Annotated in this window: 24 protein-coding genes; 13 read left to right on the top strand and 11 right to left on the bottom strand. The window is 74.4% G+C overall.

Annotated elements, in window-relative coordinates; translation table 11 throughout:
• Positions 1–66: 66 nt before the first annotated feature.
• Positions 67–852, bottom strand: coding sequence for an amino acid ABC transporter ATP-binding protein (locus tag ACIA79_RS23425; RefSeq protein ID WP_399430292.1), 786 nt, complete (start codon positions 850–852; stop codon positions 67–69).
• Positions 853–1,114: 262 nt separating this feature from the next.
• On the opposite strand from ACIA79_RS23425, the gene ACIA79_RS23430 reads away from it, so the two are divergent.
• Positions 1,115–2,059 carry a response regulator transcription factor gene (locus ACIA79_RS23430; RefSeq protein ID WP_399430293.1) on the top strand — a complete coding sequence of 315 codons (945 nt, stop codon included), beginning with the start codon at positions 1,115–1,117 and terminating at the stop codon, positions 2,057–2,059.
• A 12-nt stretch (positions 2,060–2,071) separates the two neighbouring features.
• Positions 2,072–3,472 carry an ATP-binding protein gene (locus ACIA79_RS23435; protein WP_399430294.1) on the top strand — a complete coding sequence of 467 codons (1,401 nt, stop codon included), beginning with the start codon at positions 2,072–2,074 and terminating at the stop codon, positions 3,470–3,472.
• Positions 3,473–3,545: 73 nt separating this feature from the next.
• On the opposite strand, the gene ACIA79_RS23440 is transcribed toward ACIA79_RS23435, so the two are convergent.
• The 3 genes from ACIA79_RS23440 to ACIA79_RS23450 form a co-directional block, all read right to left on the bottom strand.
• A complete protein-coding gene (locus ACIA79_RS23440) occupies positions 3,546–4,544 on the bottom strand; it encodes a TAXI family TRAP transporter solute-binding subunit (RefSeq protein WP_399430295.1) in 999 nt (332 codons plus the stop codon).
• Positions 4,545–4,728: 184 nt separating this feature from the next.
• Complete coding sequence (locus ACIA79_RS23445; protein ID WP_399430296.1) at positions 4,729–5,589, bottom strand: class I SAM-dependent methyltransferase; 861 nt, start codon at positions 5,587–5,589, stop codon at positions 4,729–4,731.
• Between the two features lie 4 nt (positions 5,590–5,593).
• A complete protein-coding gene (locus ACIA79_RS23450; RefSeq protein WP_399430297.1) occupies positions 5,594–5,752 on the bottom strand; it encodes a hypothetical protein in 159 nt (52 codons plus the stop codon).
• Between the two features lie 289 nt (positions 5,753–6,041).
• Between ACIA79_RS23450 and ACIA79_RS23455 the strand changes: the two genes are divergently transcribed.
• The 3 genes from ACIA79_RS23455 to ACIA79_RS23465 all read left to right on the top strand — a co-directional run bounded on the left by ACIA79_RS23455 (position 6,042) and on the right by ACIA79_RS23465 (position 8,803).
• Positions 6,042–7,304 carry a DUF3419 family protein gene (locus ACIA79_RS23455; RefSeq protein WP_399430298.1) on the top strand — a complete coding sequence of 421 codons (1,263 nt, stop codon included), beginning with the start codon at positions 6,042–6,044 and terminating at the stop codon, positions 7,302–7,304.
• Positions 7,301–8,044: a class I SAM-dependent methyltransferase gene (locus ACIA79_RS23460; RefSeq protein ID WP_399430299.1), complete on the top strand. Its 744-nt coding sequence runs from the start codon at positions 7,301–7,303 to the stop codon at positions 8,042–8,044. The genes ACIA79_RS23455 and ACIA79_RS23460 overlap by 4 nt, the downstream gene beginning before the upstream one ends.
• A 99-nt stretch (positions 8,045–8,143) precedes the next feature.
• On the top strand, positions 8,144–8,803 hold the full coding sequence (locus ACIA79_RS23465; RefSeq protein ID WP_399430300.1) for a histidine phosphatase family protein: 660 nt from the start codon (positions 8,144–8,146) through the stop codon (positions 8,801–8,803).
• Here ACIA79_RS23465 and ACIA79_RS23470 read toward each other — a convergent pair.
• Genes ACIA79_RS23470 through ACIA79_RS23490 form a run of 5 tightly spaced genes read right to left on the bottom strand, consistent with a single transcriptional unit; the run spans position 8,754 to position 14,181 of the window.
• Positions 8,754–10,979, bottom strand: coding sequence for an MMPL family transporter (locus ACIA79_RS23470; protein ID WP_399430301.1), 2,226 nt, complete (start codon positions 10,977–10,979; stop codon positions 8,754–8,756). The two genes, ACIA79_RS23465 and ACIA79_RS23470, sit on opposite strands and share 50 nt — an antisense overlap.
• On the bottom strand, positions 10,951–11,643 hold the full coding sequence (locus ACIA79_RS23475; protein ID WP_399430302.1) for a lysophospholipid acyltransferase family protein: 693 nt from the start codon (positions 11,641–11,643) through the stop codon (positions 10,951–10,953). The genes ACIA79_RS23470 and ACIA79_RS23475 overlap by 29 nt, the downstream gene beginning before the upstream one ends.
• Positions 11,644–11,648: 5 nt before the next feature.
• Positions 11,649–12,911 carry a wax ester/triacylglycerol synthase domain-containing protein gene (locus ACIA79_RS23480; protein ID WP_399430303.1) on the bottom strand — a complete coding sequence of 421 codons (1,263 nt, stop codon included), beginning with the start codon at positions 12,909–12,911 and terminating at the stop codon, positions 11,649–11,651.
• A gap of 14 nt (positions 12,912–12,925) precedes the next feature.
• Positions 12,926–13,945: a beta-ketoacyl-ACP synthase III gene (locus ACIA79_RS23485; protein WP_399430304.1), complete on the bottom strand. Its 1,020-nt coding sequence runs from the start codon at positions 13,943–13,945 to the stop codon at positions 12,926–12,928.
• A complete protein-coding gene (locus ACIA79_RS23490; protein WP_399430305.1) occupies positions 13,942–14,181 on the bottom strand; it encodes an acyl carrier protein in 240 nt (79 codons plus the stop codon). Before ACIA79_RS23490 ends, ACIA79_RS23485 begins: the two co-directional genes overlap by 4 nt.
• 324 nt (positions 14,182–14,505) lie before the next feature.
• On the opposite strand from ACIA79_RS23490, the gene miaB reads away from it, so the two are divergent.
• Together miaB and ACIA79_RS23500 are read left to right on the top strand one after the other, a co-directional pair.
• Complete coding sequence (miaB, locus tag ACIA79_RS23495; RefSeq protein WP_399430306.1) at positions 14,506–16,029, top strand: tRNA (N6-isopentenyl adenosine(37)-C2)-methylthiotransferase MiaB; 1,524 nt, start codon at positions 14,506–14,508, stop codon at positions 16,027–16,029.
• Positions 16,030–16,230: 201 nt separating this feature from the next.
• Positions 16,231–16,947 (top strand): class III extradiol dioxygenase subunit B-like domain-containing protein, encoded by a 717-nt coding sequence (locus ACIA79_RS23500; protein ID WP_399430307.1) that lies wholly within the window; start codon positions 16,231–16,233, stop codon positions 16,945–16,947.
• Between the two features lie 149 nt (positions 16,948–17,096).
• On the opposite strand, the gene ACIA79_RS23505 is transcribed toward ACIA79_RS23500, so the two are convergent.
• Both ACIA79_RS23505 and ACIA79_RS23510 read right to left on the bottom strand, forming a co-directional pair.
• Positions 17,097–17,348, bottom strand: coding sequence for an antitoxin (locus ACIA79_RS23505; protein ID WP_399430308.1), 252 nt, complete (start codon positions 17,346–17,348; stop codon positions 17,097–17,099).
• A gap of 50 nt (positions 17,349–17,398) precedes the next feature.
• A complete protein-coding gene (locus ACIA79_RS23510; RefSeq protein WP_399430309.1) occupies positions 17,399–17,668 on the bottom strand; it encodes a hypothetical protein in 270 nt (89 codons plus the stop codon).
• A gap of 183 nt (positions 17,669–17,851) precedes the next feature.
• Between ACIA79_RS23510 and miaA the strand changes: the two genes are divergently transcribed.
• The 6 genes from miaA to hflX all read left to right on the top strand — a co-directional run bounded on the left by miaA (position 17,852) and on the right by hflX (position 26,327).
• The gene (gene miaA, locus ACIA79_RS23515; protein ID WP_399430310.1) at positions 17,852–18,790 is read left to right on the top strand and encodes a tRNA (adenosine(37)-N6)-dimethylallyltransferase MiaA; all 939 of its coding nucleotides are present in this window, start codon (positions 17,852–17,854) and stop codon (positions 18,788–18,790) included.
• A 107-nt stretch (positions 18,791–18,897) separates the two neighbouring features.
• The gene (locus ACIA79_RS23520; RefSeq protein ID WP_399430384.1) at positions 18,898–19,395 is read left to right on the top strand and encodes a hypothetical protein; all 498 of its coding nucleotides are present in this window, start codon (positions 18,898–18,900) and stop codon (positions 19,393–19,395) included.
• 296 nt (positions 19,396–19,691) lie between these two features.
• Positions 19,692–20,603 carry a diaminopimelate epimerase gene (gene dapF / locus ACIA79_RS23525; protein WP_399430311.1) on the top strand — a complete coding sequence of 304 codons (912 nt, stop codon included), beginning with the start codon at positions 19,692–19,694 and terminating at the stop codon, positions 20,601–20,603.
• Positions 20,604–20,744: 141 nt separating this feature from the next.
• A complete protein-coding gene (locus tag ACIA79_RS23530) occupies positions 20,745–22,895 on the top strand; it encodes a RelA/SpoT family protein (protein ID WP_399430312.1) in 2,151 nt (716 codons plus the stop codon).
• A gap of 267 nt (positions 22,896–23,162) precedes the next feature.
• Positions 23,163–24,656, top strand: a complete 1,494-nt coding sequence (locus ACIA79_RS23535) for a M1 family metallopeptidase (RefSeq protein ID WP_399430313.1) — start codon at positions 23,163–23,165, stop codon at positions 24,654–24,656.
• A 165-nt stretch (positions 24,657–24,821) separates the two neighbouring features.
• Entirely contained in the window at positions 24,822–26,327 is a 1,506-nt protein-coding gene (hflX, locus tag ACIA79_RS23540; RefSeq protein ID WP_399430314.1) for a GTPase HflX, read from the top strand.
• Positions 26,328–26,374: the final 47 nt, after the last annotated feature.

Below are 26,374 nucleotides of genomic sequence, written 5' to 3' on the forward strand. Positions count from 1 at the left end.
ACGAGGACCGTTGCCGTACGAGGGCCTCCGGCGTACCGGGGCCCGTCGCGACGAGGACCGCGGTCCTCAGTGGTGCAGGATCTTCGACAGGAAGTCCTTGGCCCGGTCGCTGCGCGGACTGCTGAAGAACTGCTCGGGCGCCGCCTCTTCGACGATCTTCCCGTCGGCCATGAAGACGACACGGTTGGCGGCGGAGCGGGCGAAGCCCATCTCGTGCGTGACGACCACCATGGTCATCCCGTCGCGCGCCAGCTGCTGCATGACCTCGAGGACCTCGTTGATCATCTCGGGGTCGAGCGCCGAGGTCGGCTCGTCGAAGAGCATGACCTTCGGGTCCATCGCCAACGCCCGGGCGATCGCCACGCGTTGCTGCTGCCCGCCGGAGAGCTGCGCGGGGTACTTGTCCGCCTGGGCGCCGACGCCGACCCGGTCCAGCAGGGCCCGGGCCTTCTCCTCGGCGGCCTTCTTCTCCGTCTTGCGGACCTTCACCTGGCCCAGCATGACGTTCTCCAGCACGGTCTTGTGCGCGAAGAGGTTGAACGACTGGAAGACCATGCCGACGTCGGCGCGCAGCCGGGCGAGCTCCTTGCCCTCCTGCGGCAGCGGCTTGCCGTCGATGGTGATCGTGCCCGAGTCGATCGTCTCCAGGCGGTTGATGGTGCGGCACAGCGTGGACTTGCCGGACCCCGACGGTCCGATGACGACCACGACCTCGCCCCGGGCGATGGTCAGGTCGATGTCCTGGAGCACATGCAGCGCGCCGAAGTGCTTGTTGACGTTGCTCAGCACGACCAGGTCGCTCGCCGTCGGTACGGCGTCCTCCGCGCCCTTGGTCACTGACACTCCGCTCATCGGCCTCTTGCTCCGTCCTGCTCGGTTGGAGAGGACACTAAGCACGCATTGCGACCAGCGTCATTACATCTGAGCTGAAATTGAGCATAACGATCCGGCTGCAACCGGACACTATGCGTGAACGGGACGGCCATCCTGAGTACGGGTGGATAACGGAAACCCGGGTGTCGCCGGAACGCTCTTGACTGGCATGGCATACATCGGCGTTCATGCCCAGGTGGCCCTACGGTCACCCACGCGACCGCACCTTCGGAGGGGGGCCATGAGACTGCTGCTTGTCGAGGACGACGACCACGTCGCCGCGGCCCTGTCCGCCATCCTCAAGAAGCACGGCTTCGACGTCACGCACGCCCGCAACGGCGAGGAGGCCCTCCAGGCCGTCCTGCCCGCCGCCACCCGCCCCGCCGCGGGTTCCGGTACGGCGGCCCCCGCCGCCCCGGGCACGGGAGCCGGCACCGGTGCGGTCGCCGCGACGGGCGCCGGTGCGGCCCACGCGGCCGGCGCCGGTACGGGCCACGCGCAGTCCACCGCCGCCGGCACCGGCGCCGCGGGCCCGGCAGCGGGCTCCCGCACCGGCCGCGGCCCCTTCGACGTCGTGCTGCTCGACCTCGGCCTGCCGGACCAGGACGGCTACCAGGTCTGCGGCCGGATCCGGAAGCTCACCACCACCCCGGTGATCATGGTCACGGCGCGGGCCGACGTCCGCTCCCGCATCCACGGCCTGAACCTGGGCGCCGACGACTACGTCGTCAAGCCCTACGACCCCGGCGAGCTGCTCGCCCGCATCCACGCCGTCAGCCGGCGCACCGCGACCGGCGGCCCGGGCACGGGCGGCGCCACCGGCACGGGCGCCGACGGCGAGGGCGCCACCGGGGCGGCCGCCACCGCGGAGGCACCCCTGCGCCTCGGCCAGGTGGTCATCGAGCTGCCCACCCGGCGGGTCAGCGTGGACGGCGCGGCCGTCCAGCTCACCCGCAAGGAGTTCGACCTGCTGGCCCTGCTCGCCCAGCGCCCCGGAGTCGTCTTCCGCCGCGAACAGATCATCAGCGAGGTCTGGCGCACCAGCTGGGAGGGGACCGGACGCACCCTGGAGGTGCACGTGGCCTCCCTGCGCTCCAAGCTGCGCATGCCCGCCCTCATCGAGACCGTGCGCGGCGTCGGCTACCGCCTGGTGGCGCCCGCCGGCCCCGCCACCCCGGCGACGTAACCCCCAGGCCCTGTGCGCACCCGTCTCCTCCCCCTGCTCATCGTCCTCATGGCGGGCGTGCTGCTCGCGCTGGGCTTCCCGCTCGCCGGCAGCCTGGCCGCCGCGCGGCAGCAGACCGTCGTCGTCGACCGCATCGACGACACGGCGCGCTTCGCGGCGCTCGCGCAGTTCGTCACCGAGCGCGGCCCCGGCGTCGACGAGCGGAAGGCCACCCTCGAGGGCGAGCTCGCCCGCTACCACGAGGTGTACGGGATCGAGGCCGGCGTCTTCTACCGCGACGGCACGGCCATGGCCCTCGCCACCCGCGGCTGGCGGATCCCGGACAAGGGCGAGACCCGCCGCGCCTTCCAGGAGGCCCTGCTGGGCCGCCGCAGCCACAACCCGCCGCAGGTGTGGCCCTGGCAGCCGCACGCCCGGCTGGCGGTCGCCTCACCCGTCGTACGGGACGGGGACGTGGTCGCCGTCGTGGTCACGTACTCGCCGACCGGGCAGCTGCGGTCCCGCATCCTGCAGGGCTGGCTGCTGATCGCGGCGGGCGTGTCCGCGGCGATGCTGCTGGCGGTCGGCGCCGCCTTCCGGCTCACCGGGTGGGTGCTCAAGCCCGTGCGGATCCTGGACGCGGCCACGCACGACATCGCGACCGGCCGGATGAACTCGCGGGTCGTCGCGGCCGGCGGGCCGCCGGAGCTGCGCCGCCTGGCGCGCTCGTTCAACGAGATGGCCGACAACGTCGAAACCGTGCTCGAACAGCAGCGCGCCTTCGTCGCCGACGCCTCCCACCAGCTGCGCAATCCGCTCTCCGCGCTGCTGCTGCGCATCGAGCTCCTCGCCCTCGAACTGCCACCGGGCACCCCGGGCCACGAGGAGATCGCCTCGGTCCGCACGGAGGGCCGTCGCCTCGCCCAGGTGCTGGACGACCTGCTGGGCCTGGCCCTGGCCGAACACGCCTCCGCGGACCTGCGGCTCACCGACATCGGCGAGCTGGCGGCCGAGCGGGTCGCCGCCTGGCGGCCGCTCGCCGAGGAGAAGGGCGTCCGCCTGACGGACGCCACGTCCGCCGTCACCGGCTGGGCCGACCCCGTCGCGCTGTCCAGCGCCCTCGACGCCGTGGTCGACAACGCGCTGAAGTTCACCCCGGCGGGCGAGGAGGTCACCGTGACCTCCGCGGCGGACGGCGCGACATCCACCATCGTGGTCACGGACCGCGGCCCCGGCCTGACCGACGACGAGCTGGCCCGCGTCGGCGACCGCTTCTGGCGCAGCAACCGCCATCAGAACGTCAAGGGCTCGGGCCTCGGCCTGTCCATCTCCCGCGCGCTGCTCGCGGCGGGCGGCGGCTCGATCTCGTACGCCCACCACGAACCGCACGGCCTGCGCGTCACGGTCACCGTCCCGCGCACCGGCCCCCACTGACCGCGGTCAGGGCTCGAACCGGGGCAGGGCTCGACCGGGGCAGGGCCGAACCCGGGTCGGGGCTCGACCGGGGTCAGGGCTTGACCGAGAGGTAGTAGCGCCGCGCGCCCTCGTGCAGCGGCAGCGGGTCGGTGTAGATCGCCGTACGGAGATCCACCAGCTGCGCCGGATGCACCTCGCGCCCGATCCGGTCCCGGCTCCTGATCACCGTACGGGTGAACGCCTCCGCCATCGCCGGATCCGTCCGGTCGGTGGTGACGAGCAGGTTGGCGACGGCGACCGTCTCGACCGGCCGGCCCTCCTGGGCGCGGGCATAGGCGTCGGCGGGCATCACCGCGGACCGGTAGTACCGGCTGCTGCCGCCCTGCGCGTGGACGCGGTCCACCAGCTCCTCCGGCAGCGGCACCAGCCGGACGGGGAAGCGTTCCGAAAGCTTCTGCACGGCGCTGGTGGGCAGCCCGCCCGACCAGAAGAAGGCGTCCAGCCGGTCGTCCTCCAGCAGCTTCGGCATGGTGTCGATCCCGGCGGAGACCGGCCGGACGTCCCGCGCCGGGTCCAGCCCCGCGGCCGTCAGCAGCCGGTTCGCGATCAGCCGCACGCCCGAGCCCTCCTGGCCCACGCCGACCCGCAGACCCCGCAGGTCCTGGGCCGAACGCACCGGGGAGGACCTGGGCACGACCAGCTGCGCGTAGTCGTCGTACAGCCGTGCGCAGCCGCGCAGCCGGGACGCTCCGGGCCTGCCGTCGCGGAGGTAGGTGGCGACCGCGTCGGCCGTGGCGATGGTGAAGTCCGCCTCGCCCGCGGCGAGCCTGGCGAGGTTCTGCTGGGAGCCCTCGCTCGTGCGCAGGCTTATGGCGACGTCCGGCACCTCCCGGTGCAGGGCGTCCTCCAGCAGGGCGCCGTACCGCTGGTAGACCCCGGTCGGCACCCCGGTGCTGAAGGTGACCCTGCCCTGCGGGGACGGCTCCCCGGCCGGAAGCAGCCACCACAGCAGCAGCCCCAGCACCACGAGCACCGCGGCCGACCCCTCGAGGGTGTGGCGGCGGCTGATGCGGGGCAGGTCCGGGAGCATGGGCGCGATCCTGCCAGCTCACGCGCCGCCCTGGCCAGGCCCCTCCCGGAAGCCGGTCCGTCCGTCGCTCGGGGTGCACCGCACGTCACGCGGACGCCACCCGCCGGCGCCGCCGGACCCCATCCGAAGGCCGACGGCGCCACGCGTCACCCCCGCCAGCGCCCCTGCGCTGCCCGGGCGGCCCTCACGGCCTCGCGGCGGTGCAGATGTTGTACCGCCACGTCTCCTGGTGCCGGTACAGCTCCACGCCGCTCATCGCGTTGACCAGCAGGTCACCGCGGCCCACGCTCCGGGCCACCGCGTACGGCACCCGCCCGAGGAGGGAGAAGGCGTGCAGCATGGGCAGGACACGGGCCGTGATGTCGGTGACGGACTCCACCGCGAAGCCCGCCTCGCCCACGAGCCGCTCGAGATGCCCGTGCGGCAGCATCGCGGGCATCGCCGCCAGCTCGCAGATGTCGGAGACCACGCTGTCCGCGCGCGGGGCGAGCTCGGCGCTCGGTGTGCGCGAGTACTCGAACATGACCAGCCGCCCCCCGGGCCGTACGACACGGAAGAACTCCGACAGCGCCTGCCGCGGGTCCGCGGCATGGACGAAGGACTCCATGGTGTACAGCCCGTCGAAGGAACCGTCCGCGAACGGCAGCGCGTGGTAGTCCCCCACGACGAACCGGGTCGCCCGGGCCGCGTGCCCGGTCGCCCGGGCCGTGCGCCGACGGGCGATGGCGACGTCGGAGGCGATGCCGTCGAGGCCCGTGACGCGCAGGCCGCCCTCCGCCGCGACGGTCCGCGCCACGTCCCCCACGCCGCAGCCGGCGTCGAGGACGCGCGAGCCGGCGGGCAGCGCCAGCTGCCGGGCCGTCATGGCCTCCATCCGGCGCATGGACGCCGCGAAGCCCCACGGTGACTGGCCGGGTTCGTACCACCCGAAGTGCCGCGTCCGCCCCAGGAGCATCGCGTAACCCCACCGGGAGCCGAAGCGCCGGTAGTACGGCAGGACGGACCGGCGGTAGTGCTGCGCGGTACGCGCACCGGGCGTGGCCATGGCCCTACGCCGCCGGGATGAGCAGCAGGGGGTGCGGCCGGCGGCGCCTTCGGCCGGCGCGGGGCACGCGCGGGGCGCGGGCCACGGCGGTGGCGACCGCCAGGGCGACGGCGGCGACCACGACCATCGCCGGTGTCACACGGGGACGGGCCTGCTGAGCCATGGCGGTGTCCTCTCAATAGAACGGATCGTCGGGCTCGTCGCCCGGCCGGTGGCGGTGGTCCGGGCCAGGGCTTGCGGCCGGCCGGTCGTCTCGGGCCGGTGCGCGCCGCGGCGGGCCTCGATGGTCCCCCAGGGCGGCCCGCGCGTCAGCCGTACCGGCCCGACGGGTGAGACATGCCCCCCGGTCGGCCCAGCGAGTCACCGCCGGCGGTCCGCCGGTCGGGCGAATCCGCGTGGCTCCGTGGTGACGGAGGACCGCCCCTGGTCCGCGGGGCCTCCATGGTGAGGGAATGGCCTCCTCCTCTTCCGCCGTCGTCACACCGGCCCCCGGGAACCGCCGCGCACTGCCCGGCCCCCGCGCGGGCACCGCACTCACCGGACGGATGTTCAGCGCGCTGCACGACCGCAACCTCGTGTACAACGCGTCCTGGGAGGACCCGGCGCTGGACCGCGCCGCGCTGCGGCCGGGGCCCGACGACCACGTCCTGGTCATCACCAGCGGCGGCTGCAACGCCCTGGACTACCTCCTCGCCGGGGCCGGGCGGGTCACGGCGGTCGACGTCAACCCGCGCCAGACCGCCCTGCTGGAACTGAAGGCGGCCGGCATCCGGCGCCTGTCCCACGGCGAGTTCTTCACGCTCTTCGGCACCGGACGCGCACCGGGCGCCCGCGAGATGTACCGCGACGTCCTGCGCGCCGACCTCTCGCCGCCCTCGCGGCGGTTCTGGGACGGCTACATCGAGGCCTTCACCGGCCGCGGCTGGCGCAACTCCTTCTACTACCGCGGCACCTCCGGGCTCCTGGCCAAGGGCCTCATGCTGTACCTGCGCCGCTTCCAGGGGGTCGGGCCCGACCTGGAGGCCCTGCTGGACGCACCCACGCTCGACCGCCAGCGGGAGATCTACGAGAGCAGGCTGCGCGAGCCGCTGCGGGCGGTGTCGCGGCTGGCGGCGCAGCCGCTCGCGCTGAGCCTCGGCGGGGTGCCGCCCCAGCAGCGCCGGGAGATCGCCGAGGAGTATCCCGGCGGCCCGGCGCGGCTCATCCACGACGGCTTCGAGGCGATCTTCGGCCGGCTGCCCGTCGCGGACAACTATTTCTGGCGCGCCTACATCACCGGTTCGTACACCCCCTCCTGTTGCCCCGAGTACCTGCGGGCGGGCAACTTCGGGCGCCTGCGCGAGCTGCTGCCGCGGCTGCGGATGCGCACCTCGACCGTCACCTCCTGCCTGCGGTCGCTGGAGCCGGTCGAGCGCGTCTCCAAGTTCGTCCTCCTGGACCACATGGACTGGATGGGCTGGTCCGACCAGGCCGCGCTCGCCGAGGAGTGGCAGGCGATCGTCGACGCGGCCGGGCCCGGCGCCCGGGTGATCTACCGCAGCGCAGGACTGCGCACCCGGTACCTGGAGCCGGTACGCGTCCGCCACGAAGGCCGCGTACGGCGGCTGACCGAGCTGCTGGAGCGCCATCCGCGGCTCGCCGCCCGCCTCCACGCGCAGGACCGCGTCCACACGTACGGCAGTTTCCACATCGCCGACCTGGCGGCCGCCCGGTGAACACCCTCGCGGAGCTGAAGTCCCAGGCCAGGGTGATCCGCCACATGGTCTTCCCGCGCGTCGAGGGCGTCACCCCCGCCGAGCGCATGGAGTCCTTCTACGGTCCCACCGCGCGGGTGTACGACTCCTTCCGCGAGCGGAAGCTGGTCCACGGCCGACGCGACCTGGTGGACATGCTGCCCGTCGAGCCGGGCTGCCGCCTGGTCGACCTGGGCGGCGGGACGGGACGGATCCTGGCCTACCTGGACGAGGAGCGCCGCTCCCGGTGCGAGCGGATCACGGTGGTCGACGTCTCGTCCTCGATGCTCGCCGTCGCCCGGGACCGGATCGCGCGGCACGGCTGGTACAACGTGGAGACCGTCCGGGCGAGCGCCACCGACCACCGGCCGGCCGACGGGCCCGTGGACATCGTGGTCTTCTCGTACGCGCTGACGATGATGCCCGACTGGTTCTCCGCGGTCGATCACGCCCACTCCCTGCTCCGGCCCGGCGGCACCCTCGCGGTCGTCGACTTCTACGTCTCGCGCAAGCACCCGGCGGGCGGCGGCGTGCGGCACGCGGCGTGGCGGCGGCACCTGTGGCCCGTCTGGTTCAGCCACAACGACGTCTTCCTGTCCCCGGACCACCTGCCCTACCTGCGCGAGCGGTTCACCACCGCCGCCCTGAGCGAACGCCTGGGCCCGGTCCCGTACCTCCAGGCCCGCGTGCCCTACTACCTCTTCCTCGGCACCAAGGCCTGAGGGCCCCGCCCGGAGCCCCGCCCGAGGCCGAGCCCCGAAGGCCATGCTCCGGGCCCCGTGACCCCGACCCCCGCCATCCCCACCCGAAGGGCGCCGCCCATGCGCTTGCTCCTGATCCGCCACGGCCGCACGGAATCCAACCGCACCCACCTCCTCGACACCGCCCTCCCCGGGCCCGGCCTCGACGACGTGGGGCGGCAGCAGGCGGCCGGGCTGCCCGCCGCGCTGGCCGGCGAGGACATCGACACCCTGTACGCGTCCCCCCTCACGCGCGCCCGGCAGACCGCGGAGCCGCTGGCCGCCGCACTCGGTCTGGAGGTACGGGTCCGGGACGGCCTCCGTGAGGTGGAGGCGGGCGTCCTGGAGGGCCGCGGCGACGCCGGGGCCGTCGCCGGCTACCGCACGACCGCCGTGGCCTGGGGCGCCGGGCGCACCACGCTGCGCATGCCGGGCGCGGAGAACGGCGCCGAGTTCCTGGCCCGCTTCGACGCGGTCGTGGCCGAGGCCGCCGCCTCCGGGGCCCGCACCGCCGCCCTGGTCGGCCACGGCACGGCGGTCCGCGTGTGGACGGCCGCCCGCGTGGCGGGCGTCTCCGTCGGGTTCGCCGCCGCGCACGAACTGCCCAACACCGGGGTCGTCGTACTGGAGGGCACCCCGGACGACGGCTGGACGGCGCTGTCCTGGACGGGTACGGAGCTCGGCGCGGAACTCACGCCGGCAGGGTCGGCAGCGGGGGCGGCGGATCCGGCGACCGCCTGACCGGCAGCCACCAGTTGGCGCGGCCGAGCAGCGCCATGAGGGCGGGCGCCAGCAGCAGCCGGATCAGGGTGGCGTCGACGAACACCGCCACGGCCACGCTGACCCCCACCACCTTCAGCAGCAACAGCCCGGACGCCGCGAGCGCCGACATGACCACGATCACGACGACGGCGGAGGCGGTGAACAGCCCGGCCGTGCGCTGCACGGCCCGCGCCACGGCCTGCCGGGTGGACGCGCCCGCCGCGTGCTCCTCCACCGTCCTCGACAGCAGCAGCACCTCGTAGTCCATCGACAGCCCGAACGCCACGCACAGCACGAGCACGGGCACCAGCGTGTCGGTCACCCCGGTCACGGTGAACCCGCCGAGCCACTCCGACAGGAAGCCCTGCTGGAAGACGAGCACCATCACCCCGAAGGTGGCGCTCAGGCTCAGGACGTTCAGCAGGAACGCCTTCAGCGGCAGCACCACACTGCGCGTGCACCAGCCCAGCAGGCCCAGGGTGACCAGGGTGATCAGCGACAGCGCCGGCACCAGACCCGCGCGGATGCTGTCCTGGAGGTCCGCCAGCCACGCCTGCGTACCGCCCACGAGGACCGGCACCGGCGCGGCGACCGCGCGGACCGCCCGTACCAGCCGGGCGCCCTCCGCCGCGTGCGGGCCGATGTCCGTGACGACCGCCGCCCAGGTGCCCGCCGGGACGGCGAAGCCGGCGGCCGGGTCCACGGCGTCCACCGGCCGGCCGTCCCGGTAGATCCCGGTCACCGTCTCCACCCGGGTGACGTGCTCCAGCCGGGACAGGTCCCGGGCGTACGCGTCCAGGGCCCGGCCCGCGCGGCGGTCGGTGGCGTCCAGGCCGGGCAGCACCACCTGCACGGGGTTGAGCGCCGCGTAGTCGAACTCCCGCCGCAGCGTCTCCGTCGCCTGACGGGTCGTCGACGCCCGCGGCAGCGCCCGGTCGTCGAACGTGCCGAACCGGGCGTCGGCGAACGGCAGGACGAGGACCGCCAGCAGTGTCCCGAGCGCCAGCACCACCGGGACGGGCCGGCGCATCACCCCGGCGGCGAGCCGGTACCAGCGGCCGCCGCCCCGCCCGTGCCGGCGGACGCGGCGGCGCAGCGAGAACCGGTCGATCCGCGGCCCCAGCAGGAGCAGCGCCGCCGGCAGCGCGGTGATCGCCAGCAGCGCGCTCAGGGCCACCACGGCCATGCCGCCGTACGCGATGGAGCGGAGCATGTCGAGCGGGAAGACCAGCAGCGCCGCCATGCTGCCGATCACCGTGAGCGCGGAACACACCACGGTCCGGCCGGTGGTGCGCACCGTCTCCACCAGCGCGTCGTGGGCGTCGCCCGACCGCGCCCGTTCCTCCCGGTACCGGGCCAGGACGAACAGGCTGAAGTCGACGGCCAGGGCGAAGCCCAGAGCGGTCGTCAGGTTCAGGGCGATCACCGAAACGGTGGTGAGCCCGGCCAGGGCGCTCAGGACCGCCGTGCTGCCCACGACGGCCGCCAGCCCGACCAGCAGGGCCACCCCGGCCGCCACGACACCGCCGAAGACGACGACGAGGACGGCGGCGGTCAGGGGGGCGGCGAGCAGCTCCATGCGCCGCAGGTCCGCGCTGCTCTGCCGCTCGATGGCCAGGCCCACCGGTGTCGGACCCGTCGCCGACACCTCCAGCGGGCCGCGCCGGCCGGTGAGGCGCTCCAGCAGCGGTTCGACGTCCTGGTGCGCGGTCGCCTCGCTGGTCGCGACGCGCAGCAGCACCATCGCCGCGTCCCCGTCGCGCCCGCGCAGCGCGGCGATCCGCTCCGGCCAGTACGAGCGCACCGCGACGACCTTCGGCAGCCCGCGCGCCAGGGCCGTGAGCCGCGTCCCGGCGCGGACGGCGGCCGGGTCGTCCACCGATCCGGCGGTCGTGGCCACCAGCGTCACGGTGGGGCCTCCGCTGCGGAAGGCGGTGGTCAGCACCTTCTCGGCGCGCGCGGACTCGGCGCCCGGCGCCGTCGTACCGCCGTGGTACAGGCGCTCGCCGACGCCCGCGCCCGCCACCGCCGCCACCACCAGGGCGCACACCGTCAGGGCGAGCGTACGGACGGGGAAGCGCAGTACGAGACGGGCGAGCGAGCCCAGCGGGTCGGCCCCCACGGGCCTACCGCCGGACGGACGGAGCGAAGGCATCGACGTACTCCTGCCCGGACAGTTCACGCACGCGGTCCAACAGGACCAGGGTCAGCTCCCGCAGGGTGGCCGAGGTGGGCAGGCCGTCCGGCCGGGCCGGGCGCCGCAGGTACGCGCCGTACCCCAGGGGGCGGCCGAAGCGGATCCGCACCGGATGCGGGCGCAGCAGGGACCTGCCGATGGGCTGGACCCGGTCCGTGCCCGCGATCCCGAACGGCACCAGCGGTACGCCTCCGGACGCCAGGGCGATCGCGGCCGTCCCGGGCCGCCCGCGGTAGAGCCTGCCGTCCGGGGAGCGGGTGCCCTCCGGGTAGATCACCAGCGGCGCACCACGGCTCAGCACGTCGGCGCCGTGCGCCACCACCGCGCGCGCCGCCGCGGGGCCACCGCGCCGGTCCACGGGCAGGAAGCCCATCCGCGCGCAGGTGGCGGCGACCGCGCGGCCCTTGAGGCCCGGCGTGTGGAAGTACTCGTGCTTGCCGAAGAAGACCAGGCGCCGCCGCAGGACGGCCATCAGGAAGAAGGTGTCGCAGCTCGACAGGTGGTTGCCCGCGAGCAGGACGGGACCGGTGGCGGGGACGTGGTGCGCGCCCTCGACGGAGACCGGGCAGATCGTCCCCGCGGCCAGCCGCGTCAGCGAGCGCATGGTGCCGTAGACGAGCACGGCGGCTAACCCGGGGCCGGCGCGAGGCCGGCGGGCCGGCCGGTGGCCGGCGCCAGCTCCTCCACCGCCGCCCGCCAGGACGCGGCGAGCTCCCGCGCGAGCGGCACGGCCGCGTCGGCGGTGAACGCGCACGTCGCCCGGTCGCGCCAGAGCGTCAGCACGGCCTGGTACGGGAAGTGCGCGGGCAGGCAGTTCAGGCCCGTCACGCCGAGCGCGCGGCACCCGCCGAAGCCGAACTCGCCGCTGTGCGTGAGGACCGTGGTCTGCACCCCGCAGCGGGCGAAGATGCGCTCCGAGACGCTCCTGGTGCGCCGCGCGTCCAGCCGTCGCAGCGCGTCGCCCTTCGCCCACCGGAGCGCGGGGTCCTTGTAGCGGGCGGTGCTCCGCGAGAACAGCACGGCACGGCGGCGCAGGTCCGCCTCCGCCCACGGCACGTCGACGACGGCGACGGAGAACCGGTTGCCCCGGTACGGCGGGACCGCCGAGGGGCCGAGCGCGACGGGCAGCCCGATACCGCGCGGCCGCGGCGTCTCGCGGGTCCAGCCGGTCGCGTCCGCGCGCTGCGCCGCGTGGGACAGCGCGCTCAGGTGGACGTCGAGCACCGAGCACCGCAGGTCCGCGGCCGCCGCCCGCAGCCGGACGACGGGCACGGTCGCGGCGCTGAGCACCCGCCGGCCCTCCCGCCGCCCGTCGAGCAGCGGCCGGCGCGGCGGGGGCAGGAACAGCCGCACGGATTCGAGCGCGTTGCGCGCGTGGGCGGCCAGGCGGGCCGGCAGGGGCGGCGCGTACGGCGCGGGAGGCACGGCACCGGCGTCGGCCCGCGGCGGGACCGTACCGAAGAGCCGCCGCATCACCCGGGTCACGCTCACCCCGTCGTGCAGGCCGTGGTGGCCCCGGTAGCACAGCAGGAAGCGGTGCTCCGCGTACCCGTGCACCAGCCAGACCCCCCAGGGGCGCGCGGGGCAGGGGGCCGCCACGTTGAGCAGCGTGTCGTACGCCAGGGCCCGGTCGGGCACGCGCAGTTCGCGCACGTGCCGGTGGAGGTCCGGTCCGCCGTCCCGGACGTCCCCCGTCAGGGGAAGGGAGAGCAGCGGCAGGAAGGGCAGGCGGGAGCGCACGTGCTCCCGTACGCCGGCGAGGCCGGGGACCGGGCCCTCCATCTCCAGCACGGCGCCGATCTGCAGGTAATGACCCTCGTCCCGGTCCTCCATGTCGAGAATGACGCGGTCCACGGCCGGAAAGGCGGCCTCGCCGAACGAAGCGTCCATGGCTCCCCTTCCGCCTATTCCCCCGAGGTCAGCGCGGGCCAGACGACGCTCGTCGCGCCCCAGGTCAGCCCCGCGCCGAACGCCGCGACCACGACCCGCTGACCGGGCAGCAACCCGCCGTCGGCGTTCGCGTGGTCCAGCAGCAGGGGCACCGAGGCCCCCGTCGTGTTGCCCACCTGCTCGATGTTGGACACCCATCGCTCGGCGGGCACCCCGAGCCTCATGGCCAGGGCGCGCGAGATGCGGGCATTGGCCTGGTGGATGGCGAACCGGTCCACCCCGTCGAGCGGCCAGCCGGCGTTCCGCGCGGCGTCCCTCACGGCCGAACCCATCCGCTCCAGCGCCTGTTTGAAGACCTCACGGCCTTGCATCCGCAGATGGGCGTGCGGCTCCTCGGCGGTGAACCGGTAGCGCGTCAGCGCGCCACCGCCCCGCACCTGGATCAGATCGGCCAGGTCGCCGTCGCTGCCCAGGACGAACGCGCCCAGCGCGCCGGGCTCGTCGCGCTCCCCGGCACGCAGCACGACGGCCCCGGCGCCGTCCCCGAAGATCGGCGTGGTACCGCGGTCGTCGGGGTCCAGCACCGCGGACATCGTGTCGGCACCGATCACCAGGACCCGCTGGAACGTCCTCGCCGCGATGAACCCGGCGGCGACCGACATGCCGTAGACGAAGCCGGAGCAGGCGGCCGACACGTCCAGGGCCGCGACACCGGACAGCCCCAGCCGGGCGGCCACCTCCGGTGCGCTGGAGGGGCAGAGCCGGTCGGGGGTGGCCGTGGCGAGCAGGACGGCGTCGGCCTGGCTGTCACCGTGCGACTTCAGCGCCCGCGCACCCGCCTCGACGGCCATCGCGACGGTGGCGGTGCCGTCCTCGGCGCGGCGCCGGTTGCGTACGCCGACGCGCTGGTAAATCCACTCGTCGGTCACCCCGAGGCGGGCGGCCACCTCCTCGTTCGGCACCACCGTCGGCGGCAGCCAGGAGCCGAGGCCGCACAGCACCGCGGCCGGGGCCGCCGTACCCGGAGCGGTCATCGTCCGGCGACGGGCTGGGTGTGGTGCGCCAGGAAGTCGGCGATGTCCCCGACCGTCCTCATGCCGTACAGACGGTCCTCGTCCACGGTCACCCCCAGCTCGTCCTGGACGATCAGGACGAGCTCGGTCACGGCGAGCGAGTCCAGTCCGGCCTCCTCGGCCGTGGCGTCCGGCCGGATGTGCTCGGCCGGCAGCTGCAGCCGGCCGACCATGGTTTCCCGCAGCCATTCGTACATGGTTCTCCTCTGCGTCCACCCGCTGGGAAGCGCCAAGTTTCCACACCGGGCAGGGCCGGGTGCGGTACCGGCCCGGCATGTTCGCAATCGCCCGGCATCCTCTACTCGGACGGCGGAAGCGGCGCGAGTCCCGTGCCCCCACCGCGTCCCCGGGATGCGCCGGGTCGGGCGGTGGACCCCGCCGCCGCCCCCGGGCGGGCGTGCGCGCCGGGGCGCCGGCCACCTCGCGCGAGGGGGCTCTTCCCGGCGGCCCGGCCGACGGCGCGACCCCTGAGCGGTGGGTATTCCGCCGAGCGGCCCCGCGGGAGCCCTTACCCTGGACGGGTGAGCGGTATCGACGTGTCTGGCGGAGCAGTGGACGGTTTGAAAACGTACGAGGTACGCACCTACGGGTGCCAGATGAACGTCCACGACTCCGAGCGCCTGTCCGGCCTGCTGGAGGACGCCGGTTACGTCCGCGCGCCGGAGGGCTCCGACGGTGACGCCGACGTGGTGGTCTTCAACACCTGCGCGGTGCGGGAGAACGCCGACAACAAGCTGTACGGCAACCTCGGGCGGCTCGCCCCGAAGAAGTCGCAGCGGCCCGGCATGCAGATCGCCGTCGGCGGCTGCCTCGCCCAGAAGGACCGCGACACGATCGTCAAGAAGGCGCCGTGGGTCGACGTCGTCTTCGGTACGCACAACATCGGCAAGCTGCCGGTCCTCCTGGAGCGCGCCCGCGTACAGGAAGAGGCGCAGATCGAGATCGCCGAGTCGCTGGAGGCGTTCCCCTCCACGCTGCCGACCCGGCGCGAGTCCGCCTACGCCGCCTGGGTCTCCATCTCGGTCGGCTGCAACAACACCTGCACCTTCTGCATCGTCCCCGCGCTGCGCGGCAAGGAGAAGGACCGCCGCCCCGGCGACATCCTCGCCGAGATCGAGGCCCTGGTCGCCGAGGGCGTCTCCGAGATCACCCTGCTCGGCCAGAACGTGAACGCGTACGGCTCCGACATCGGCGACCGCGAGGCGTTCTCCAAGCTGCTGCGCGCCTGCGGGACGGTCGAGGGCCTGGAGCGCGTGCGCTTCACCTCCCCCCACCCCCGCGACTTCACCGACGACGTGATCGCCGCGATGGCGGAGACGCCCAACGTGATGCCGCAGCTCCACATGCCGCTGCAGTCCGGCTCCGACACGGTCCTCAAGGCGATGCGCCGCTCGTACCGCCAGGACCGCTTCCTGGGGATCATCCGCAAGGTGCGGGAGGCCATCCCGCACGCCGCGATCTCCACCGACATCATCGTGGGCTTCCCCGGGGAGACCGAGGAGGACTTCGAGCAGACGCTGCACGTCGTGCGCGAGGCCCGGTTCGCGCAGGCCTTCACCTTCCAGTACTCCAAGCGCCCCGGGACCCCGGCGGCCGAGATGGAGGACCAGATCCCCAAGGCGGTCGTGCAGGCGCGCTACGAGCGCCTGGTCGCCCTCCAGGAGGAGATCTCCTGGGAGGAGAACAAGAAGCAGGTCGGCCGCACCCTGGAGGTCATGGTCGCCGAGGGCGAGGGCCGCAAGGACGACACCACGCACCGCCTGTCCGGCCGCGCCCCCGACAACCGCCTGGTGCACTTCACCAAGCCGGACCAGGAAGTCCGCCCGGGCGACGTGGTGACCGTCGAGATCACCTACGCCGCCCCGCACCACCTGCTGGCGGAGGGCCCGACGACCCGCGTGCGCCGCACCCGCGCGGGCGACGCCTGGGAGAGGCGCACGGCCGCACCGCCGGCGGAGCCGGCGGCCGGCGTCATGCTGGGCCTCCCCACCATCGGCGTCCCGTCACCCCTCCCGCCGGTCACCGGAGGCTGCGCGATCGGCTGACACGGGCCGCGCTGCGGGTGCCGGCAGGGTGCGTCTGACGCGGAGGGCCGCGCTGCCGGCCTGTCGTCGTGCGCGGCCGGTGAGCCGGAAGCCGGGGCGAGCCGCGCGGGCAGCACAGTCCCGTCGCCCCGGTCGCGACCGCGCGCCCCGCGTGCCTGACCTGCGGGCGGGCGGCGGAACGCAGCGGCTACGCTGCGGATCATGCTTGTCGCCGCGGCTGTCTGCCCCTGCCCCCCGCTCCTCGTCCCCGACGTCGCCGGCGGGGCCGCGCCCGAACTCGACGCCGCCCGCACGGCATGCTCCGACGCGCTCGCCGTCCTCGCCGCCGCGCGGCCCGACCGGCTCGTCGTGGTCGGCCCCGCGGCAGGGGACGCGGTGACGCGGTACGCGGCGGGAACCGCCGGGGACTTCCGGGGCTTCGGCGTGGACCTCGACGTCACCCTGGGCGCGCCCGGCCGGGGACCCGCGGGCGGGCCGCGGCTGCCCGCGTCGCTCGCCGTCGGCGCCTGGCTCCTCGCACGGACCGGCCCGGCCGGCGCCCCCGTCGAGGGCGTGGCCGTGGGGGAGGGCCTGGAGGCCGCCCGCTGCGCCGCGACCGGCCGCGACCTGGCCGCCGGTGCCGAGCGCGTCGCCCTGCTGGTGCTGGGCGACGGCAGCGCGCGCCGCTCGCTCAAGGCCCCCGGTTACCTCGACGAGCGTGCCGCCGGCTTCGACGCCCGGGCCGCCCGCGCCCTGGGCGCGGCGGACACCGAGGCCCTCGCGGCGCTGGACCCCCGCCTCGCCTCCGAGCTGCTGGCCGCCGGGCGCGCCCCCTGGCAGGTGCTGGCGGGCGCCGCCGGGGACGCCGCCCTGGAGGGCCGCCTGCTGTACGAGGACGCGCCGTACGGCGTCGGGTACATCGTCGCGGTCTGGTCGTAGACCGCCGCCCGCGCCGAGCCGGCCGGACGCAGACCCGGGCCCGGACCCGAGCCCGGAACCGCCTCTCGCCCCGGAGACGGCCGCACAACGGCGGACGGCCCCGGAGCAACCCTGCTCCGTGGCCGTCCGCCGTTGTCGTGTGCGCGAGGTCAGGACGTCGAACCCGGCGGCGGCGGCGGTGTGCCGCCCTCCTCCTTGTGGGCCAACCGGCCGAAGGCGTCCTTGGCCTTCCCCGTACCCGACTGGATCCTGTCGCTGTACTTGCCCTTGGTCCTCCGGTCGACCATCCGCGCGGCCTTGTCGAGCCCCTGGTCGATCCTGCCCTCGTGCTGGTGCGCGAGATCCTGGACCTTGTCCTTGGCAGGGGCGAGCTTGGCCTTCATCCGATCCAGGAAGCCCATGGTCACCATCCCTCGGAGTCGCCTTCGGTCAGTGGTGGGCGACGCGGTCGCTACTTGCGCGCGCCTTCGCCGGCTTCGTTGTCCGCCGCCTCCTCGGCCGACTGCTGCTTCGGGATGTCCACTCCCTCCGCAGCCGCCTCGGGGGCCGCCGCCGTCTCGTCCGCCTCCGTCGTCCCGCTCATCTCCGGCGCCGTCCCGGGCGCCGCCTCCGCCTCCGCTGCGGCCTCGCCGTCGGCCGTCACCGGGGTGGTCGCCGTCTCCTCGGTCGATGCCGCGGCAGACTCCTTACCCTTCCGGCGAAACCATGCAAAAACGCCCATGTCTACTCCATACCGTACTCGTGTGGGCGAAATTCCGCGCCGTCCGGAGCGTCCCATTGCGTCGCCCGGTGGAGCCGGTCCTGAAAACCGGCGGTCGGAACCTCGCAACAGGCAACGACCCCGACCCCGGGGCGTCACGTAACTCGTTCGGGGAGGGCTCCTGAGGTTTGCGAGACTGGGGCGGTGAGAAGTGCAGCTCCCGCCCCGCGGGTCATCGCCGTCGTCGGTCCCACTGCGGCCGGAAAGTCCGATCTGGGCGTCTTCCTCGCCCAGCGGCTCGGCGGCGAAGTCGTCAACGCCGATTCCATGCAGCTCTACCGGGGGATGGACATCGGAACCGCCAAACTGACCCCCGGGGAGCGCGGTGGGATCCCGCACCACCTCCTCGACATCTGGGACGTCACCGAGACGGCCAGCGTCGCCGAGTACCAGCGGCTCGCCCGCGCCGAGATCGACCGGCTGCTCGCCGAGGGGCGCACCCCCGTCCTCGTCGGCGGCTCCGGGCTGTACGTGCGCGGCGCCATCGACGCCCTCGACTTCCCCGGCACCGACCCCGCCGTGCGGGCCCGCCTCGAAGCCGAACTGGAGGAGCGCGGCTCCGGCGTCCTGCACGCCCGTCTCGCCGCCGCCGACCCGGACGCCGCCCGCGCGATCCTGCCCGGCAACGGCCGCCGCATCGTCCGGGCGCTCGAGGTCATCGAGATCACCGGGAAGCCGTTCACGGCCAATCTCCCCGGTCACGACTCGGTGTACGACACGGTGCAGATCGGCGTCGACGTCGGGCGCCCCGAGCTGGACGAGCGGATCGCCGCGCGCGTGGACCGCATGTGGGAGGCCGGACTCGTCGACGAGGTGCGCGGCCTGGAGGCGCAGGGACTGCGGGAGGGCCGCACCGCCTCCCGCGCGCTCGGCTACCAGCAGGTGCTCGCCGCGCTCGCGGGGGAGTGCACCGAGGAGGAGGCGCGCGCCGACACCGTACGCGCCACCAAGCGCTTCGCGCGCCGCCAGGACTCGTGGTTCCGCCGGGATCCGCGCGTGCACTGGCTCAGCGGAGCCGTGGCCGACCGCGGGGAACTCCCGCACCGAGCGCTGTCGTTGGTCGAACGAGCGGTTACAGCCTGATCACGTGATGGCATCGGGACGCCCTGCCCGTCATTCCTGCGGCCGGGAGCGTGCCATCATCGAGCATCGATCGACCAGTGGAGTCCGAGTTGGGAGGGCGCGTGGCGATGGAGGCCGGCCCTCGCGACAGAGAACAGTACGAAGCACCGGACGACATGACACGGCGGGACGGTGAAGGCACGGCCGGGGCACGGGTGCCCGAAGCGCCGGGCCTGAGCCCGGACGGGCCCGACCTCGACGAGGACGGCGCCCAGGAGATCACCCCGGACGAGGTCGAGGTCGAGCTGCGCCCGCAGCGCAAGCTGCGCATCTGGCAGCTCGCCCCCATCGTGGGGCTCGGCGCGATCGGCTCCCTGATGTTCGCCTTCCCCCTCGCCTTCGGCTCGGGTGACGGCGGCGCGGTCCTCGCCATGCTGGGCCTGCTGCTGTGCGGCTGCGCCGCCGGCTGGGGCATGATGGCCGCCCGCCGCGTCGGTTACACCTGGCCGGGCCTGCCCGCCCGCGGCTCCGGCGAGCGCCCCGACTGGCGCGTGATCGCGCTGTACGTCGCCGGCGTCGCGGTCCTCGTGATGCTGGCGGTCTGGCGAGTGGCCCGCCTCCGCTGACCTCCGCGGCCTGCCGCCCGGCGCCTCGGAACGCCCCGGAGCCAGGGAGCTCGCCTCCGCCGACCCGCGGCTGCGCGCGGACGGCGGGCCCGCCGCGGAACCGCTCGCGCGGCCGGGCAGCGGCGCCGCCGGAGGCTGCGGTTGCCTCGAGCCCCTCGCCCGCCGGAGGCCGGCGCCGCCGCCGCCCGTCTCCCTCCGACAGCCGCCCGCCGGACGCCGTGCGCCGCCGGCCGCCCGCCGGCCCGGCGCGGGCCTGATCGCGGGCCGTGTCGTACACCACTCGTACGATGGACCGCATGACCACCGCGCCCATCGCCTTCCTCAAGGGCCACGGCACCGAGAACGACTTCGTGATCGTGCCCGACCCGGACAACGCCATCGACCTGCCCCCCGCCGCGGTCGCCCGCGTCTGCGACCGCCGGGCGGGCATCGGGGGTGACGGGCTCCTGCACGTCGTCCGCTCCGCCGCCCACCCCGAGGCCCGGGACATGGCCGACGAGGCCGAGTGGTTCATGGACTACCGCAACGCCGACGGCTCGATCGCCGAGATGTGCGGCAACGGCGTCCGCGTCTTCGCCCGCTACCTGCAGCGCGCCGGGCATGTCGGCGACGGTGACGTCGCCGTCGCCACCCGGGCCGGCGTCAAGCAGGTCCACCTCGCGAAGAACGGCGACGTCACCGTCGCCATGGGCCGCGCCCGGCTGCCCGAGGACGGCGTCACCGTCACCGTCGGCGACCACAGCTGGCCCGCGCGGAACGTGAACATGGGCAACCCGCACGCCGTGGCCTTCGTGGACGACCTCGCCCAGGCGGGCGAGCTGCGGTCCGAGCCGCCGTACACGCCCGCGTCGGTCTACCCCGACGGGGTCAACATCGAGTTCGTCGCCGACCGCGGCCCCCGGCACGTGGCCATGCGCGTGCACGAGCGCGGCTCCGCCGAGACCCGCTCGTGCGGCACGGGCGCGTGCGCCGTGGCCGTCGCCACGGCCCGCCGGGACGGCGCCGACCCGGCCGTCACCGGCACGCCCGTCACGTACACCGTGGACGTCCTCGGCGGCACCCTGGTGATCACCGAGCACCCCGACGGCGAGATCGACATGACGGGCCCCGCCGTCATCGTCGCCGAGGGGCACATCGACCCGGCCTGGCTGGCGGCGTCCGCGCTCGCACCGGCCGCCGCCAAGCACCCGGAGAACGCGAACGCCTGAAGCTTCGCTCGAATGGGTGGTCCCGGTCACGCTGGGCGAGAGCGGGACTGCGCCACGTGGTGGGCTCGGTAGCATCAAGCACCGGCCCGGCGGGCATGCCCTGTCCGTCCACCGCCGGTCGACCCCGCCGGAGGTGCCCCCATGAGCGCAGAGGCCACCAACCCCGCGCCCAGCCGCCGGCGCGGCCGCCCGAGGATCGACCTCCGGAGGCTCGGCCGCGCCGCACTGCTCGGTCCCGGCGGGCGGGACCGGCTGCCCGACGCCATCAGTCACGTCGCGGACGCCCACCGGGCGCACCACCCGGACGCCGACCTGGTCGTGCTGCACCGGGCGTACGTCCTCGCCGAGTCCTCGCACCGCGGCCAGTTCCGCAAGAGCGGCGAGCCGTACATCACCCACCCGCTCGCCGTGACGCTGATCCTCGCCGAACTCGGCGCGGAGACCACGACGTTGACCGCCTCTCTCCTCCACGACACCGTCGAGGACACGGATCTGACCCTCGACCAGGTGCGGGAGCAGTTCGGTGACGAGGTCTGCTACCTGGTCGACGGCGTGACCAAGCTGGAGAAGGTCGACTACGGCGCCGCCGCCGAGCCCGAGACGTTCCGCAAGATGCTCGTCGCCACCGGCAACGACGTCCGCGTCATGTCGATCAAACTCGCCGACCGGCTGCACAACATGCGCACCCTCGGCGTCATGCGCCCCGAGAAGCAGGCGCGGATCGCGAAGGTCACCCGCGACGTCCTCATTCCGCTCGCGGAAAGGCTCGGCGTACAGGCGCTCAAGACGGAGCTGGAGGACCTGGTCTTCGCCATCCTCCACCCCGCCGAGTATGAACAGACCCGCGCCCTCATCGCCGACAACGCCACCGCCGGCGACGCCCTGGCCGCCATCGCCGACGACGTCCGCACCGTGCTGCGGGAAGCCGGCATCACCGCCGAAGTCCTCGTCCGCCCGCGCCACTTCGTCTCGGTGCACCGGGTCAGGCTCAAACGCGGCGAGCTGCGCGGCACCGACTTCGGCCGGCTCCTGGTCCTGGTCGGTGAGGACGCCGACTGCTACGGCGTGCTCGGCGAGCTGCACACCTGCTTCACCCCCGTGATCTCGGAGTTCAAGGACTTCATCGCGGCACCCAAGTTCAACCTGTACCAGTCGCTGCACACCGCCGTCGCGTCACCGGACGGCGCGGTCGCCGAGGTCCTCATCCGTACGCACCAGATGCACAAGGTCGCCGAGGCCGGTGTCGTCGCCCTCGGCAATCCGTACGCGCCGGTCGAAGGCGCCGAGGACGGCGAGGACGGGCTGCGCGCCGACCCGACCCGCCCCGGCTGGCTGTCCCGGCTGCTGGAGTGGCAGCAGGCCACCCCCGACCCCGACACCTTCTGGACCTCGCTCCGCGCCGACCTGGCCCAGGACGGCGAGATCACCGTCTTCCGCCCCGACGGCGGCACCCTGGCTCTGCCGGGCGGTGCGACCTGCGTCGACGCCGCCTACGCGCAGTACGGCGAGGCCGCCCACGCCTGCGTGGGCGCCCGGGTCAACGGACGCCTGACCTCACTCGGCACGGTGCTGAGCGACGGCGACACCGTGCAACTGCTGCTCGCCGAACCCGACGCGTCGCAGGACGCCGCCTCCGGGCCGTCGCCCGACTGGCTGGACCACGCCAGCACGCCCGCCGCGCGGATCGCCATCACCGGCTGGCTCGCGGCGCACCCCGAGGCCGCGAAGGCCCCGGCGACGGGCCTGCGGCCGCCCACCGCGGGGCCGTCGTATGAAGGCGCTCCGGCGGAGCCGGACGAGGGCGCCCCGGCCGGCCCCCGCGCGCCGTCCCCCGCCGCCGCGAACGCCGTGGTCGCCGACCTCCCCGACGCAGCCGTCCGCCTGGCCCGCTGCTGCACCCCGGTACCGCCCGACACGGTCACGGGCTTCGCGGTGCGCGGCGGCAACGTCACCGTGCACCGCGCCGAGTGCCCCGCCGTACGGCGCATGGAGTCGCTGGGGCGGGCGCCTGTCGCCGTGAGGTGGGGCGACGCCTCGGAGTGCCGGGTCACCCTGGTCGCGGAGTCGTTCGGCCGCCCGCGACTGCTCGCCGACCTCACCGAGGCCATCGCCACGGCCGGCGCCGCGATCGTGTCGGCCACCGTGGAACCGCCCAGCGAGCAGCGCGTCCGGCACACGTACACGCTCCAGCTCCCGGACGCCGCCCTGCTGCCCGTCCTGATGCGGGCGATGCGCGACGTGGCGGGGGTCTACGACGTCAGCCGGGCCCAGCACGCGGCCCGTGCCCACTGACCGGCAGGCAGGCGCCCACCGACCGCGCACGCACGGGCCCGGACCGCTGGAGAGACCTGACCGGCGCGGGCCCTTGCGCCGGCACCGGGTTTCCGCGCCGACGCGGGCCCGCCTGGCCGGCGCACCCGCCCCTCAGGCCGTCGGGGCCCGGTGCGCTCGGAGGCGCGCCCGGGCGGGGGAGGGCGTGCGACGCCGTTCGGGTGCGCGGGAGGCGCGCGGGGCGCGCGCCGCCACGGCCCGCGCCGGGTGCGCTGATAGCGGTTGCCCATGTCCCTCACATCCCGGTCTCCCGCTCGACCGTCCCGGCGCCTCCGCGCGGCCCTGCTGATCGCCGCCTCGGCCGGCCTGATCGCCGCCGGCGTGCCCCAGCCCCAGCCGCTCGGCATCGGCGACCCGCTCTTCCCCCACCTCGGCAACCCCGGCTACGACGTCCTCGCGTACGACATCGCCTTCACGTACCGCGGCGACAACACCCAGCCGCTGGACGCCTTCACCAGGATCGACGCACGGGCCACCGAACGCCTGGACCGCATCAACCTCGACTTCACCCACGGCACCGTCCGCTCGGTGCACGTGAACGGCCTGCGCGCCGAGTTCGCGAGCAGCGGCGAGGACCTGGTCGTCCTGCCGGTCCAGCCGGTCGCCCAGGGCACCCCGCTGAGCATCGCCGTCTCCCACACCAGCGACCCGAGCGGCCCCCGGGACGCGGGCGGCTGGGTCCGCACCTCCGACGGGCTGGCGATGGCCAACCAGGCCGACGCGGCCCACCGGGTCTTCCCCGGCAACGACCACCCGGCCGACAAGGCGTACTTCACCTTCCGCATCACCGCTCCCAAGCAGCTGACGGCCGTCGCCAACGGGCGCCGGATCGCGCGGGCCGTCGTGGGCGACCGGCAGACCTGGCTCTACCGGACCGCCCACCCCATGGCCACCGAGCTCGCCCAGGTCACCATCGGCCGCTCCGCCGTCGTCGAGCGCACCGGCACGCACGGCCTGCCGGTGCGCGACGTCGTGCCGGTCGCCGACGCCGAGCGCCTGGAGCCGTGGCTGGCGAAGACGCCGGGCCACCTGGAGTGGATGGAGCGGCTGGTCGGGCGCTACCCGTTCGAGACGTACGGGGTGCTCGTCGCTGACGCCGACACCGGCTTCCAGCTGGAGACCCAGACCCTCTCCCTCTTCGAGCGCTCCCTGTTCGCCGACGGTGACTACCCGAAGTGGTTCGTCGACTCCGTCATGGTCCACGAGCTGGCCCACCAGTGGTTCGGCAACAGCGTCTCGCCCCGCACCTGGTCCGACCTGTGGCTCAACGAGGGCCACGCCACCTGGTACGAGGCCCTGTACGCGGAGGAGACCGCCCAGCTGTCGCTGGAGCAGCGGATGCGCAACGCGTACCTGGCGTCCGACGGCTGGCGCGCGGCCGGCGGACCCCCCGCCGCCCCCAAGCCCCCCGCGCCGGGCGCGAAGACCAGCCTCTTCCGGCCGGTGGTCTACGACGGCTCCGCCCTGGTCCTCTACGCCCTGCGCCAGGAGATCGGCAAGGACGCCTTCGAGCGGCTCGAACGGCGCTGGGTCACGCAGTACGCGCACTCCACGGCGAGCACCGCGGACTTCGTACGCCTCGCCTCCGAGGTCGCCGGACGCGACCTGACGGCCTTCCTGAAGAGCTGGCTGTACGACGCGAGGACCCCGAGGATGCCCGGCCACCCGGACTGGCGCAGCAAGGCGCCGGCCAAGGGCGCGCAGCCCGGGTCGAAGCGCTGAAAACCCGCGTGACGGGCCCGGCGCGCCGTGCGACCATCGGGGGGTCGGCGGCGCTGCCGGGCCCGGAGCATGCCGGGGCCCGCCCCGGGAATGATCCGGGTGAGTCACGCGTTGTGACTGACGAACCGAGTGTTCCACCGAGTATTTCTTCGACGTAAGGATCCAATGACCTCCTCTTCATCCCCTTCCCAGGACGCACAGAGCTTCGCGGACACCACCCGCACCGAGAGCCTTCGGGCCGATGCCCTGATGGAAGAGGACGTCGCCTGGAGCCACGAGATCGACGGGGAGCGCGACGGCGACCAGCTCGACCGCCACGAGCGCGCCGCGCTGCGGCGTGTGGCGGGCCTCTCCACGGAGCTCGAGGACGTCACCGAGGTCGAGTACCGCCAGCTGCGCCTGGAGCGCGTGGTGCTGGTCGGCGTCTGGACCTCGGGGACCGTTCAGGACGCGGAGAACTCCCTCGCGGAGCTCGCCGCCCTCGCCGAGACGGCGGGTGCGGTGGTGCTCGACGGAGTGATCCAGCGCCGCGACAAGCCGGATCCGGCCACGTACATCGGCTCCGGCAAGGCCAACGAACTGCGCGACATCGTGCTCGAGACCGGGGCCGACACCGTCGTCTGCGACGGTGAGCTCAGCCCCGGCCAGCTGATCCACCTGGAGGACGTCGTCAAGGTCAAGGTGGTCGACCGCACCGCCCTGATCCTCGACATCTTCGCCCAGCACGCCAAGTCCCGCGAGGGCAAGGCGCAGGTGTCGCTCGCGCAGATGCAGTACATGCTGCCGCGGCTGCGCGGCTGGGGTCAGTCGCTGTCCCGTCAGATGGGTGGCGGTGGCTCCGGCTCCTCGGGCGGCGGTATGGCCACCCGTGGTCCCGGTGAGACCAAGATCGAGACGGACCGTCGGCGCATCCGCGAGAAGATGGCGAAGATGCGCCGGGAGATCGCGGAGATGAAGACCGGCCGCGAGATCAAGCGGCAGGAGCGGCGGCGCAACAAGGTGCCGTCGGTCGCGATCGCCGGGTACACCAACGCCGGCAAGTCGTCCCTGCTGAACCGGCTGACGGGCGCGGGCGTCCTGGTGGAGAACGCACTGTTCGCCACCCTCGACCCGACCGTCCGCCGGGCCGAGACGCCGAGCGGCCGCCTGTACACGCTGGCCGACACCGTCGGGTTCGTACGGCACCTGCCGCACCACCTCGTCGAGGCGTTCCGTTCCACCATGGAGGAGGTCGGCGACTCCGACCTGATCCTGCACGTGGTGGACGGGTCGCACCCGGCGCCGGAGGAGCAGCTGGCCGCCGTGCGCGAGGTGATCCGGGACGTCGGCGCGACCGACATCCCCGAGATCGTCGTGATCAACAAGGCGGACGCCGCGGACCCGCTGGTGCTGCAGCGGCTGCTGCGTATCGAGAAGCACTCGATCGCGGTGTCCGCGCGGACCGGGAAGGGCATCGACGAGCTGCTCGCGCTGATCGACGCCGAACTGCCGCGGCCGCGCACCGAGGTCGAGGTGCTCCTGCCGTACACGCAGGGCGGCCTGGTCTCACGGGTGCACGCCGAGGGCGACGTGATCTCCGAGGAGCACACCGCGGAGGGCACCCTGCTCAAGGCCCGGGTGCACGAGGAGCTGGCAGCCGCGCTCGCCCCGTTCGTCCCCGCGGCGCGCTGACGGCTCCCCGAGCCGCGCCGGGCAGTCCGCAGGCCCGCCCCCTCCTC

This window comes from Streptomyces sp. NPDC051310, from assembly GCF_044455245.1.
Taxonomy (GTDB): domain Bacteria; phylum Actinomycetota; class Actinomycetes; order Streptomycetales; family Streptomycetaceae; genus Streptomyces.

What these genes read in the sequence shown, in the direction of transcription:
- ACIA79_RS23425 (WP_399430292.1), bottom strand. Translation starts at nt 852, where the DNA reads ATGAGCGGAGTGTCAGTGACCAAGGGCGCGGAGGACGCCGTACCGACG.
- ACIA79_RS23430 (WP_399430293.1), top strand. Translation starts at nt 1,115, where the DNA reads ATGAGACTGCTGCTTGTCGAGGACGACGACCACGTCGCCGCGGCCCTG.
- ACIA79_RS23440 (WP_399430295.1), bottom strand. Translation starts at nt 4,544, where the DNA reads ATGCTCCCGGACCTGCCCCGCATCAGCCGCCGCCACACCCTCGAGGGG.
- ACIA79_RS23445 (WP_399430296.1), bottom strand. Translation starts at nt 5,589, where the DNA reads ATGGCCACGCCCGGTGCGCGTACCGCGCAGCACTACCGCCGGTCCGTC.
- ACIA79_RS23450 (WP_399430297.1), bottom strand. Translation starts at nt 5,752, where the DNA reads ATGGCTCAGCAGGCCCGTCCCCGTGTGACACCGGCGATGGTCGTGGTC.
- ACIA79_RS23455 (WP_399430298.1), top strand. Translation starts at nt 6,042, where the DNA reads ATGGCCTCCTCCTCTTCCGCCGTCGTCACACCGGCCCCCGGGAACCGC.
- ACIA79_RS23465 (WP_399430300.1), top strand. Translation starts at nt 8,144, where the DNA reads ATGCGCTTGCTCCTGATCCGCCACGGCCGCACGGAATCCAACCGCACC.
- ACIA79_RS23470 (WP_399430301.1), bottom strand. Translation starts at nt 10,979, where the DNA reads ATGCCTTCGCTCCGTCCGTCCGGCGGTAGGCCCGTGGGGGCCGACCCG.
- ACIA79_RS23480 (WP_399430303.1), bottom strand. Translation starts at nt 12,911, where the DNA reads ATGGACGCTTCGTTCGGCGAGGCCGCCTTTCCGGCCGTGGACCGCGTC.
- ACIA79_RS23485 (WP_399430304.1), bottom strand. Translation starts at nt 13,945, where the DNA reads ATGACCGCTCCGGGTACGGCGGCCCCGGCCGCGGTGCTGTGCGGCCTC.
- ACIA79_RS23490 (WP_399430305.1), bottom strand. Translation starts at nt 14,181, where the DNA reads ATGTACGAATGGCTGCGGGAAACCATGGTCGGCCGGCTGCAGCTGCCG.
- ACIA79_RS23500 (WP_399430307.1), top strand. Translation starts at nt 16,231, where the DNA reads ATGCTTGTCGCCGCGGCTGTCTGCCCCTGCCCCCCGCTCCTCGTCCCC.
- ACIA79_RS23505 (WP_399430308.1), bottom strand. Translation starts at nt 17,348, where the DNA reads ATGGGCTTCCTGGATCGGATGAAGGCCAAGCTCGCCCCTGCCAAGGAC.
- ACIA79_RS23510 (WP_399430309.1), bottom strand. Translation starts at nt 17,668, where the DNA reads ATGGGCGTTTTTGCATGGTTTCGCCGGAAGGGTAAGGAGTCTGCCGCG.
- ACIA79_RS23520 (WP_399430384.1), top strand. Translation starts at nt 18,898, where the DNA reads ATGGAGGCCGGCCCTCGCGACAGAGAACAGTACGAAGCACCGGACGAC.
- dapF (WP_399430311.1), top strand. Translation starts at nt 19,692, where the DNA reads ATGACCACCGCGCCCATCGCCTTCCTCAAGGGCCACGGCACCGAGAAC.
- ACIA79_RS23530 (WP_399430312.1), top strand. Translation starts at nt 20,745, where the DNA reads ATGAGCGCAGAGGCCACCAACCCCGCGCCCAGCCGCCGGCGCGGCCGC.
- ACIA79_RS23535 (WP_399430313.1), top strand. Translation starts at nt 23,163, where the DNA reads ATGTCCCTCACATCCCGGTCTCCCGCTCGACCGTCCCGGCGCCTCCGC.
- hflX (WP_399430314.1), top strand. Translation starts at nt 24,822, where the DNA reads ATGACCTCCTCTTCATCCCCTTCCCAGGACGCACAGAGCTTCGCGGAC.